Origin of the sequence: Veillonella ratti, assembly GCF_003992115.1 — a bacterium.
Classification (GTDB): Bacteria; Bacillota; Negativicutes; order Veillonellales; family Veillonellaceae; genus Veillonella_A; species Veillonella_A ratti.
Window position 1 is genome coordinate 36,044 of record NZ_RQUX01000018.1, and the last position, 11,411, is coordinate 47,454.

Annotated in this window: 17 protein-coding genes; all 17 read right to left on the minus strand. The window is 35.2% G+C overall.

Features of this window, described 5'->3' with window-relative positions; genetic code table 11:
• Positions 1-57: 57 nt before the first annotated feature.
• The 17 genes from EO124_RS08125 to EO124_RS10220 all read right to left on the minus strand — a co-directional run bounded on the left by EO124_RS08125 (position 58) and on the right by EO124_RS10220 (position 11,267).
• Positions 58-477 (minus strand): phage tail assembly chaperone, encoded by a 420-nt coding sequence (locus tag EO124_RS08125; protein WP_127059108.1) that lies wholly within the window; start codon positions 475-477, stop codon positions 58-60.
• Between the two features lie 24 nt (positions 478-501).
• Positions 502-933, minus strand: coding sequence for a phage tail tube protein (locus tag EO124_RS08130; RefSeq protein ID WP_241230691.1), 432 nt, complete (start codon positions 931-933; stop codon positions 502-504).
• A gap of 18 nt (positions 934-951) precedes the next feature.
• Complete coding sequence (locus tag EO124_RS08135; protein WP_127059109.1) at positions 952-2,112, minus strand: phage tail sheath subtilisin-like domain-containing protein; 1,161 nt, start codon at positions 2,110-2,112, stop codon at positions 952-954.
• Positions 2,113-2,114: 2 nt separating this feature from the next.
• Complete coding sequence (locus tag EO124_RS08140; protein ID WP_127059110.1) at positions 2,115-2,558, minus strand: phage tail terminator family protein; 444 nt, start codon at positions 2,556-2,558, stop codon at positions 2,115-2,117.
• Positions 2,555-2,950, minus strand: coding sequence for an HK97 gp10 family phage protein (locus tag EO124_RS08145; protein WP_127059111.1), 396 nt, complete (start codon positions 2,948-2,950; stop codon positions 2,555-2,557). Before EO124_RS08145 ends, EO124_RS08140 begins: the two co-directional genes overlap by 4 nt.
• Positions 2,940-3,293 carry a phage head closure protein gene (locus EO124_RS08150; protein WP_127059112.1) on the minus strand — a complete coding sequence of 118 codons (354 nt, stop codon included), beginning with the start codon at positions 3,291-3,293 and terminating at the stop codon, positions 2,940-2,942. The genes EO124_RS08145 and EO124_RS08150 overlap by 11 nt, the downstream gene beginning before the upstream one ends.
• Positions 3,286-3,594: a head-tail connector protein gene (locus EO124_RS08155; RefSeq protein WP_127059113.1), complete on the minus strand. Its 309-nt coding sequence runs from the start codon at positions 3,592-3,594 to the stop codon at positions 3,286-3,288. The genes EO124_RS08150 and EO124_RS08155 overlap by 8 nt, the downstream gene beginning before the upstream one ends.
• A 14-nt stretch (positions 3,595-3,608) precedes the next feature.
• Positions 3,609-4,802, minus strand: coding sequence for a phage major capsid protein (locus tag EO124_RS08160; RefSeq protein ID WP_127059114.1), 1,194 nt, complete (start codon positions 4,800-4,802; stop codon positions 3,609-3,611).
• Positions 4,803-4,824: 22 nt separating this feature from the next.
• Complete coding sequence (locus tag EO124_RS08165; RefSeq protein WP_164726592.1) at positions 4,825-5,424, minus strand: HK97 family phage prohead protease; 600 nt, start codon at positions 5,422-5,424, stop codon at positions 4,825-4,827.
• The gene (locus EO124_RS08170; RefSeq protein WP_127059116.1) at positions 5,375-6,670 is read right to left on the minus strand and encodes a phage portal protein; all 1,296 of its coding nucleotides are present in this window, start codon (positions 6,668-6,670) and stop codon (positions 5,375-5,377) included. The genes EO124_RS08165 and EO124_RS08170 overlap by 50 nt, the downstream gene beginning before the upstream one ends.
• Before the next feature lie 20 nt (positions 6,671-6,690).
• Positions 6,691-8,355 (minus strand): terminase large subunit, encoded by a 1,665-nt coding sequence (locus EO124_RS08175; RefSeq protein WP_127059117.1) that lies wholly within the window; start codon positions 8,353-8,355, stop codon positions 6,691-6,693.
• A 3-nt stretch (positions 8,356-8,358) separates the two neighbouring features.
• Positions 8,359-8,745, minus strand: coding sequence for a hypothetical protein (locus tag EO124_RS08180; protein WP_127059118.1), 387 nt, complete (start codon positions 8,743-8,745; stop codon positions 8,359-8,361).
• A 71-nt stretch (positions 8,746-8,816) separates the two neighbouring features.
• Positions 8,817-9,197 carry an HNH endonuclease gene (locus EO124_RS08185; protein ID WP_127059119.1) on the minus strand — a complete coding sequence of 127 codons (381 nt, stop codon included), beginning with the start codon at positions 9,195-9,197 and terminating at the stop codon, positions 8,817-8,819.
• Between the two features lie 407 nt (positions 9,198-9,604).
• Positions 9,605-10,045 carry a hypothetical protein gene (locus tag EO124_RS08190; RefSeq protein ID WP_127059120.1) on the minus strand — a complete coding sequence of 147 codons (441 nt, stop codon included), beginning with the start codon at positions 10,043-10,045 and terminating at the stop codon, positions 9,605-9,607.
• A 64-nt stretch (positions 10,046-10,109) separates the two neighbouring features.
• Entirely contained in the window at positions 10,110-10,427 is a 318-nt protein-coding gene (locus tag EO124_RS08195; protein ID WP_127059121.1) for a hypothetical protein, read from the minus strand.
• A 21-nt stretch (positions 10,428-10,448) separates the two neighbouring features.
• Complete coding sequence (locus EO124_RS08200; protein WP_127059122.1) at positions 10,449-10,880, minus strand: hypothetical protein; 432 nt, start codon at positions 10,878-10,880, stop codon at positions 10,449-10,451.
• Between the two features lie 216 nt (positions 10,881-11,096).
• The gene (locus tag EO124_RS10220; protein ID WP_164726594.1) at positions 11,097-11,267 is read right to left on the minus strand and encodes a hypothetical protein; all 171 of its coding nucleotides are present in this window, start codon (positions 11,265-11,267) and stop codon (positions 11,097-11,099) included.
• Between the last annotated feature and the right edge of the window lie 144 nt (positions 11,268-11,411).

The window sequence follows — 11,411 nt, forward strand, 5'->3', positions numbered from 1 at the left end:
ACACGTGATGTTTTTTAAATAAAATATATAAAAATTCCGTGTAACCGTCGGTCTTAATTAGTTTTTTACTTCTTCAACTGCTTTTTTATTTTTTTCTTTTTCAAAACCACTTAATTTATTAATTTTGCCAGCAATGGCAGTGATTTCACCGGCTAATAAGATTTTTTCAAACAAATCTTTTTTAGTGCCAGCTCCAAATTTTTTCAAAACTTCTTGATTTTTAAAGTCTTCATTGATAATCCCATCGGCGAGAGTGGCCAATTGTAAATCAAACAAATTAACTTCCTGTTTACCATCTTCACCAACCGTCATATTTCGCTGCTGAATTTCATTCATGCGCTTCGTAGGAATTGCTTGTAATTCTAATACAAATGCTCCCCCTAGTGCCTTACTTAACCGAGATACTTCATAATTTTCTGTAGGCAATTTAGTAACTTGTTTCACATCAGCATTTAAAAGTAATTCTGTTAAATTCATTATTTATTCTCCTTTTTACAATAATTATTCTGCAACATCTAATAATTCAAAATCTGTAAACGTAAAATCGTAATCATCTTCCACTAATTTTTTAGCCTGCCAGTCAGCTAAAGTTAACTTATCAAATGTGGCATCTCTAATTACCACCCGCTCTGCTCCAACCGCATCAGGATCATCCACTTTAGATACAATCGTACAAACAGTTTGCTTACCAGCTTTAATATTATCAGCCATTTTTACGGCAAAAAAAGAAGAGACATGGTTTAACTTAACGTTGCCCGTTGCCTCTGCGCCTGTAATTTTATACTGCTTAAATACTTTTTTTACCTGGTTAACTTCTTCTTTAATCAATTTTACTTCTGCTTTAAAGGCCGTTACTTCAGCCATGTATTCACCATCAATCCAAAGTTCGCCTTGCGTGCCAGACATTACCTGTTCGGCTTTCATGTTATCCATATTAATTTTCTCCTTTTACTAAATTGCAATATTTAAGTCAATATCTTCCATGGCATCTAAAATAGTAACTTTGGCTTTTAAAAATACATGCTTCTTAGTATCGGCTTTCTTCAATTCTAAATCCGACATTTGTGCCAATTCTTCTTTTGTTTTCTTACCATTCTTTAGTAGCCAAGTCTTAACCGCTTCAATGTCAATATCAATCGTGCTGCCACCTTTTAACAATAAGCGACCATCTTCTAATTCTTTGAAATAGCCCATAATCGCTGTAATCAATAAGCATTTATTGTCATAATCGTTGGTGTATTTACCGATATAACTATCTTCCGCTGTTTTTTTGATATCGTCATACATCATGTCGGCAATATCAACAGATTTAATCGTTTGATAGGCTTCCAATCTACCTTGTGTAGTTGTAACAAGGCTGTTCATGGCACGAGACATTTTAAATTTGTCACCATCAAACCAGATAAAAAATTCCCCTTTATTTACTTTTTCATCATTTTCATCAAGGTCATATTTATCACAGTCAATAACTTCGTTCATAGGTGCGTACGTCGCAGAAATAGTCATAGGTGTTCCACAGATAAGACCTGCAATACGTGCTGTATATTCTGCACCGGTATATGTCTTAGTTTTTGTTTCTACAAATTCGTTGCTAAAGTTAATTACTCCTTCGTAGTCCGCATTGTATTGAGGTAATACTACTTTAACTTTTTTGTATTTATTTTCACGATTAGTTTTTAACCATGTAGCAATTTTTTCTTTTTGCGTTTCTTCAATTGTTGGGATTGCTAAGTAATCCCAACGTTCCGGAGCAATTTTCTTCAAAGATGCATCAAATTTATCAGGCGTATTTTCATTTTCGCCCCCTTTAGGCTGCAACATCACTCGAACCCGATACGGTGTTGTTACATAGCCCATTAATGTCTTCAAAATATAATCTTTATTCTCTTCAGATAATTCCGACGGAATATCATCAGTTGTATAAATCGTAAATGGATTTGTTAATGCTTCTATCTTTTCGTCATTTACGGTACGTTCTTTTAATAGCGTATTGATAGTAGATTCATCATCTTCCAGGATTAAAACTGCAATCCCTCGTTTGGATCGTTCTACCGCTTCAATCCCCGCTTCGGTAAACGCAATGGTTACTTTCGGCATGCCTAATTTAGCCATAGTTATTCCTCCTCAATTACAAGGCTTACATCGCCTATTAATTCTCTGTCTCTTTCGCCATTATCGACTTCAAGAGCTTCTATAAATTCTGTTGTTAAATAAATTTGGTAAATATCGTCCTCTTCTCCAGCCCTGCCTACACTAATATCCAACACTTTTAAATGCCGTTTACCTACCTGTATACCTTGCACAAATAAAAAATAGACCCGGTCTAGCAGGTCTGCATAATGTAAGTTGTCTTTATCTCCCTCTTTTGGGAAATAGGTTAGGATGATATTTACCTTTTTCTGCGCTGTATTTTTGGTATATTGCCCCGCAGTAATTAGCAGTTTAATAAAAAAGCAAGGTGTATTATAATTCCGTTGCACATCATCGGCATACACCTTGCAATTAAATTCTTTTTTTAATTCTCCAGTTACAGCGCCCATAATACTAGATAATTTCATAATTTATCCTTTACAAGCCGATAAAACTTCTTGGCCATAAGCGTTTTAATAATTGGTCCTTCTGTGTTAATAGTACGTTTTGTAAAGAAAGTCCCTTGCCTAAACCCTTTTGCATTGCCTTTTGAGTCAACAATTTTATGACCTCTTTCTGCCAAATGATAGTGTGGAGATGTATTTCTGATTTTGGCTACACTTTCATTGCCTCGATAATCATACGATACTTTCCAATTTTTACTAATTCGTTGCTTAGAGTTTTGGTTTTTACCTATTGGCGAGTTTTCTATCAAAGCCTTGCGCATTCGCCTAGCGCCAGTTTCTAACGCTGCTTCACTTTCCGTCGGAAACGTCTTGGCCATATGATCTAACTTAGCCATAAACTCTTCAATTTTCATCAGTTTTCAGCTTCCTTTCCACACACATCAATTCCAGTTTGACATCAGCCATATAAGGATTAATTACTGTGTTTATTTCGTATACTACATTTCGGTATCGTACGTACATGCCATTATTAATTCCTGGTCTAAACCGTATCGTAACCTTAATAAAATCTTCAGCTTTATCTTTAAACTGTTCAAAATAAGCACGTCCCCTAGTTGGTTCAAAGCGTGCCCATATTTTATGCTTAAAAACAGGCAAAAGCCCTACGTGAGTAAGACCAATTTCATCTTCATATTCACCATCAGTTAAGATTTCGATGCGCTTATCTAATACGCCAATCTCGTCAATATTAATCATTTACATCACCTTTTGCCTGGCCTGCATTAACCCCTAAATGGTTAATGATCGCCTGTACACTTAATGGCATGTCATGGATGTTAGTTTTAGTCGTATAAATAGACCTATTTTCGTACCAATGTCCTACTAATTGCATAATGGCCAATGTAAATAATTGGCTGTTGTCATAGGTTCGACCTGTCATTTGCTCAATGATAGTTTGTGCTGCTTCGGTCAATGACATAATTAAATCATCATCTTCCGTCAAATCCTCATCAATTCGCAAAAAGTTTTTTATTTTTTCTAATTCAACAACAGCCATTATTTACCGCCTTTCTATGCACCTGTAGCAGCTTTGTATACTAATTTAACTAAACCGTTAGTATCAGTAGGTTTACCATCAACTAACATAATGGATTTACGTACAATATCATCTGTTTCGTTATCTTCATAAATTTTTAACCCGATAGAGTATGCTGTATTTAATGTGTAATGTTTAAAATCAAACAAAAAGGCAAATACTTCTCCATCAGCAATGTTGTTAGATCCTAAAGTTTTAAGATAAGGAATAAGCACAACCGGGCGCCCCAATAAAGTGCGTTCTGGCTTACCATCAAGGCCATAATCAACACGGGCAATTGGTTGTTTATTATCATCAACCATACCAATAAACTTCATAAATGTTTTTTTCGTCATAAACCATTTCGGTCCATCTTCATAAGCTTCATCAAGCTCACCTTCAGCTTCCGTCAATAAGGCATAAGAGGCCGCACCAGCTTCAATAGATACGCCTGCAGCTGTATCTTTTAAAATCCCAGTAGGTTTTTTATTGCCATCACCAACAATAATTGCTTCTTCTAAAGCAACGGCCATTGCTTCGGATAAATGCTTAACTAACATTGTTTCAAAAGCACTCCAGGCTTTAACTTCAACTTCAAGGCTTACAGATACGGCGCAGCGTAACTTATATGCACTAAAGGTAATGCTAGCATCCAATTTTTCTTTTTGCTTGTCGCTAGTTTTCCCTTCATCTGTCCATGTTGCCGTTGGTTTAATGGATGCCGTTGGGATTGCAAGACCTGTTTTATAATTAGTCTGATTAACCAGTGGGATCACTCGACCATACACCGTTAATTTTTCTAAAATTTTATTTAGTGTCGTAACGGGAATGATTGCACCAATATCATCTTGTTTGGTATTAGCATTCGCTCTAAATTCCACTGGCATCGCTTGGCCACGCATTACATAATTCATAAATGCGCTACGATATTCTTCAGTTTCGTACATTTCCATGGCTTCAGGCACAGTTCCCGGTTGTTCAACCTGACGTACCTGGACATTTTCGTCTGTATTAATTCCTGTATTAATAGCTTTTGCAATACGTTCGCGTTGTTCAATTACATTTTTTTCTTCAGCAAGCGCACGAGCTTCTGCTTCTAATGCATCTAAATCTAATCCTTCAGCAGTTCCTTCAAGTGCTGCTCTAATTTCTTCCTGGCGTTTAATAATTTCTTGTAATCGTTTGTTCATGATTCACCTCGTAATTTACAATTTACATATTTGTTAAAATAAAAATTCGTTTCCGCTGTTCAGCTGGAGCACGCTCTTCTTTTTTTACTATTTCTTCAAATTTTTCAATATCAATTCCTTTTGCCCGGGCATTTATGGCTGTTCCTTCATATGCTGGGAAATCAACAATTGATACGTCATATAGTTTCTTAATTCGTTTAATAACCCGACAATACAGTTTGTTTGTCGTATCCCTAATTTCTTCATCTTCATCGACAACAAAGGCAAATGACATTTCCTTCAAGTCACCACGCTTAACCAATTTATACACATCAGTCCCTGTAGTAGTATCAATGATATCCGCATCAATACGCAGCCCTTTTTCATCTGCTTTAATGCGCAATGTCCCATTACTAGCACGTGCTAAAATTGTTCCCACTTTTCCATGATTATAATTAAGCACTGTATTTGTCATATCACTACCTTCAAAAGCTTTTGGATCAACTCGTTCTAAATACTTCCATCCAGTATCAGGACTTTCATAAAGGATTGTTTCCTGATTAAACACGGCTGCATACCCTTCAACTTGCATTTCATTGCTTGTCGTCATCTCCGCCATTCGGCGTTCCACTGTTTCCCCCATCACCATCACCCCCTTTCATTGGCTCTTGTCCTTCATCATTCACTTGATATTTCGACTGATCACCAGCTTTAACAAAGTTCAAACTAATCTGGCGTTCATCGCCACCTTCGATGCCAGCATATCCAAAAATTTCACGTATTTCATTAATAGTTAGACCACCAGCCGGTATTAATGTCTGACAAATTTTAATCTTTGAGGAAACAGACATAAAAGAAAGACGATTACTTTCCATGATGATTTCATGGCCAGCTCGTCTTTCTTTTTCTGTAAATATTTTTTCTGTTAATTCCTGGGCAAATTTTACAGCTAATGGTTCAATTACAGATTCATAAAACGAAATATACTCATCTTCTTTGTAATTTCCTAGTAAAATACCTTCCGATAATCCAAAATGCTGTAGCACATTTTTCTTTGCATAATCCATCTGCCCACTATCAAAAGTAGTAACAGTATCATTAAGCTGCTGAAAATCTGCTTTATTGTCCATACTACCAATACCACTGCCATTTTCTGGCGTTGTGTAAGTATCAACAAATAATTGCCAATTTTCCTTTTGGTCTTCCGGGCGCATGGTTGTCTTCCATTTGATAATTCCTCGCAATTTACCAAATGATTTAACAACATTAATAATGGCAGCTTTAACCGCTCGTAATGTATTGATATCTTCAGCAAATATTTTTTCATTGCTATCGCCCCAAAATTCGTTGCGGTTAAAATGACGGCGTAAATGTACTATTTCGCCATATGGGACTGTAATATATTCACCACCCATAAACTGAAATTTTAAAAACAATTCCTTATTCGTACCTACCGTGCTTTCATAGAGTTGTACAGTGCCAGAATCTATAGGATATAGCCCTAACACATGCCCAAACTTATCAGTTTTAATGTACACAAACGCATTATTATAGGTGTAATATTGCGCCACAACTTTTTCCAAAAAATCACTAGCATTCATGAATGGGTTAGGCCTTACGGTCAAAATATATTCCAATTCGCTATTTTTGTCCTTTTTAATGACATTTTCTTGTCTAATAACTTTTCTTATTTTGATTTTACTAAAATGGCGTGCAATAGTATCAATGCAAGTCCTAATAGTCGAATCATCATATAGTTTGCCATCAAACATTGTAAAGAGGTTGTCATAACCATTTAGCAATTTTGCACCTTGTAATTGCTGCGTATTTTCTTCTTGGTTTCCCCATGTAAAGCCAAATATCTTTTCAAATAAGCTTCGCTTTTGCAATATTCCACCCCCTTTCTTTTTTAAATTATATTCAAATACTCTTCCCGATTACGTTCAAACACAACGTAGGCATCTAATAAACTAGCAAAACCATCAATACGCTGCTTCGCATTCATAGTTTTTGTAGGCTGTATGTTTCCGTTGCGGTCAATATCAATAGCCACATTGGCCATACACCATTTCAATACAGGGTTATTATCATAATTTACCCGATTGGCTTCCAAATCAGCACCTATCGATTTCATGGGTCCAGATAATGTCTTTTTCCCTTGGATAACCGCTTCCATTACGGCTTCCCCAAATACGTCCTGCATTTCATTGACAAAATACGATGCACTCCAGCTATCATAGCCAACTTTATACAAATAAATGTCTTCCTGCTCTTGCATCTCTCTAAACCATTCAACAATCAAACGATAGTCAATGCTATTGCCAGGCGATTTACGTACAAAGCCACGTTTGTGCCACACATCATAAGGCACTTTATCTTCATGTATACGTTTTTCAAATAAGTCCTCAGGTATCCAATACATCTGTTTAGCATACAATTGATTTGCTTCTTGATTACACCAAAGCAATGTGGCACAGGTTAAATCAGTGGTTGCTGATAGGTCAACACCACCAATTGCATATCTCGGCCGCACATCGGACAATGTATATGTTGCTTCATTATTCAACTGTTCAAATGTCAAAAACGCTTCTGAAGATGTTTCCCTAATATTAAAATCTTTAGTTAATAGATTTTTAACATATATCGGATTAGCTTGCGCACGCTTCACTTTATCGGCCAATTGGTCTTTATCTTTAATGGTTCCCAACGCTGGATTTGCTTTCTGCCAACACTGTGGCCTTACCCATTCTGACCTATGGTCCAATTCATAAATTATTGGCAACACTCTCTCGTCATGATAGCCGTTGGGATCATCATACCCTGCAATGATATTTGCCGCTTCATCGTATTTAATATCGTAAATGCTTTCTCGCACAGTCCCGGCTGTTGACGTAATAACCATTAACGGCTGCTCTCGTGCCGTCATTCCATCAAAAATTACATCATACAAGTTTTTATCCTTAATAGCATGTAATTCATCGATTAACGCACCATGTACATTAAGTCCATCAAGATTGTTAGAATCTGCTGCTAATGGCTCAAATACACCATCATTCACTTTGCACTTAATTTTGCTTACCAAACATTGGCAACGCTTATTTAGTGCTGGTGATTTCTTAACCATCTTTACCGCTTCATTCCAAATAATTTTTGCCTGGTCTCGCTTAGTAGCAGCGGAATATATCTCAGGCCCCGCTTCACCATCCGCAATCAATAAGTAATCGCCAATTCCAGAACTCAATGTTGATTTACCATTTTTTCTGGCCACAATCAAAATTAATTCTCGGTACTGCCGTAGCCCTGTTTTTTTGTCAACAAAGCCAAACAAAGCTGATAATAATGCTTTTTGCCAAAGTTCCAGGATTACTGGCTTGCCCGCCCATTTACCTTTAGAGTGTTTACAAAATCGCTCAATAAAATCAATGACATACTGCGCCTTTCCCTCGTCAAACCTATACGGATTATTTTTATCTGCCATATTTTGTATTAGATGATCATACAGTCTTTTTACTTTTTGCGATGTAACTACCTTACCTTTTTCAATAGCTTGATGATAAATTTTAATATAATTCATGGCTCACCTCGACATCGTTTTTAAAAATTCGTCAAATCCATCATCATCTTCAGCTTTGATATGATCAGGTAATTCTCCTAAGATAGTTTTTATCAATAAATTGTAATTTTTTAAGGCAGAATTGTATGCTTTCCCAGCAGAACTTTCTTTTTTCCCGTACTGATTATCACCATTTTTATACATTTCAATAAAACCGGTCTCATCAACCAATACCCTCAATTCATCTAGTTTAAACTCTAAATCAATTGCAAATTGTATTGTTTTTGACAAGAGTTTCATTTTATCTTTATCAATTTCTTTAAAAGCTTCTTCATACTCTTTAAATCGAGCCTTTTTCTTGCGCTCAATCTTTTTTAAGAGTTTTTCTTCTTCGGGCAACTCCCTTCTCATACCACACCCCCCTACTAAAATTACTTGCATTTTACGAAAATCCCCGCCCCCGGCGTAGAAAAATTTTTAAATTAATCTACACCATGGGGGGTGTCCTCAACAATCTTAACTAAGTTGCCATCACCGTCGAACACGAGCTGTCGACCTATACAGTGCTTGGCATGTACAGTGTTATGGCACTCAATGCACAACAGCTGTAGGTTATCCCAGCCATAAGCTATGTAGTCATCATTAATGTTGTCTGGCGTGAGTGGCTCAACGTGATGTACTATAAATCGTTGCTTGCCCTTAGTAATCACACCGTCTACATCTCCACTATGATCAGCTACTGCCTTTTTTATATGTCGGTTTTGGCAGCGTTCACATATCCATAATTTGCTTTCTGCAAACGCCCGTGCATTCTTACGCCATCTTGTTGCATTGTAAAAGTCTTTAGAAAAGTCTCTAGCCATACAATCTTATGCATTGTAAATTTACAATGCCCCCTTTTAATTTCCTAAATTTTTCTATAGTCTATTTTTTACAGGCCCCTTTTATTTAATAACATTTTTTGGTGGCTCTTTAAATCTACCACTCCATTTAATTAGTCTACCTGCTTTACTCCGCATCCCACTTTTAGCAGTCACATAGGACTGACACAACCCGTCATAAATAATTTGAGTTGCTGTACATTGTCCTTTATCGTTATTTAGGCATTTCTTTTTTGTGCATATAATGTTGCTAATAATCATCACCGTCCTAAAATTAGCATAAAAAAAGCACCTTCAAAAGGTGCTTTTTTATGGAGTTTTGCAAGTGAAAAACGAAGTGTGAATAAAATGCTGGAGACTACATTTCATTAATTCACACTATCATTTTATCAAAAAGTCTTGTGACTTGCTGTGACTTGTTTATATAATATATCAAATTCTTCCAATGCTTCTTTGTGTAATCTCCTGGAAATCCATTCTCGGCCATAATTTACAATAGATGCTATCATTGACCAGCCATATCCGTTAATATATCGCCCAATTAAAATGCTTCGATATACCGGTTCTGACACATTTTCAATAATCTCTCTTGCATATTCTTTATATGCCATCAGCTTAAATTGCTTATTCTTCAGTTCATTAATGCAGACTTCAATTTCTCCGATTTTATCTGCTATATCTTTCCTAATTCCGCCTGTAACTTTAAAAGTAGAGTATTGAATGCCGTGCAACGTATACAAATCATCTTGCAATCTCTTGCGATCTAACTCCAAATTGTTTACTTCGTTATTCAGCTTGCGAATTTCTTGCAAAAATTCGCTGCTAGTCATTCATTCTCCTTTCTTGAATAAATACTTCTATTTTTATTTATTCTATCATTTTTTATAGCTTTTATCATTTTAAACTATGGGCATATTTTTCTTCCAATCCGTCTATAAGCTTAAAAATAGAGTTGTAACTCATTTTTAAAGCTTCCAATATGCAATCAGTATTATTCATGCCATAAATATTATAAATTTCTCTTGCAATCCTTAATATCTCCTCTTTATCTTCTGAAAATAAAAAATTATATTTCCATATTTTATCAATTAACTGATTAAGTTCAACTGCACACATTAAAAGATTGTTTTTATTTTTTATAAGCCCTGCATACTTACTATCTATAGCATTAAGCTCTCTTAGTAATCCTGCTCTAAATTCCTCAATTTCCATTTTTCGTCTCCTTATAATTATTTATAAAAAAGTGTTCCTATTACACCACCACCAATGCCAATCTTTATCAAATTGATAAATTATACTCTGATTTTTATAATCCTTAATTCCTAATTCTACATAGTCCCTAATCTGCCCCCCTGTTAATTCAATTTCATCTCCATTACTATAAAGTAACTTAAACTTGCTTACCTTTATCTTTGTTCCAACTATCATTTTGGATGATTGATAGCCCTTAACATTTTCGGGATATTTTTCCACTAATTGTTTTATGATTTCTCTTGTTGATATAATATTAGCTTTTACTCCATACTGTGGATTTATCCAAAAATCCATATATATTTCTCTCTTATTAAAATCAAAAAACTTTTGCCGAATCAAAGTATGTCCAAAACCATTTGCTAAGGCCGCATCAATTTGTATTTTAAGAAAATTTTCTTCTGTTCTATTCATATCTTATTCGACCAAACCCAAATCCTTTTATTTATTTCATGGTAAAAATACCAAAAACTTATTTTTAATGCCTTTTCTTTCATTTTCTTTCTTTTTTTAGCGCCATATCCATTAATATGCTCTCCAATTACATATCTACGTGCTAAATACAAATTTATTCTTGATTGTCCAATTTTATAATACATATTCTTCACCTAATTTTTTCTCCATCCACCTTTATTGCGTCAACAATTCCATGCTTATTAAAATTATATCTTTGCCTGTAGATTCATCTTCTATGACTGTTTCAACTTCTTTTAACATCGATACTACATCACAGGGATAACCAATCTCGTATTCCTTATGTATTTTATTTTCCCCATCAAAATATGTAACTTTATAAAACATTATTATCACCATCTCCAAATATATACAAGCCTTCGAGTTCATAACTATAAATATTAATTACTCCTGACTTATGTAAACTCAAATCCAATATATACGATTTCCCATTTATTGTTATTACATCTACAATTGCTCTTGATACAATAG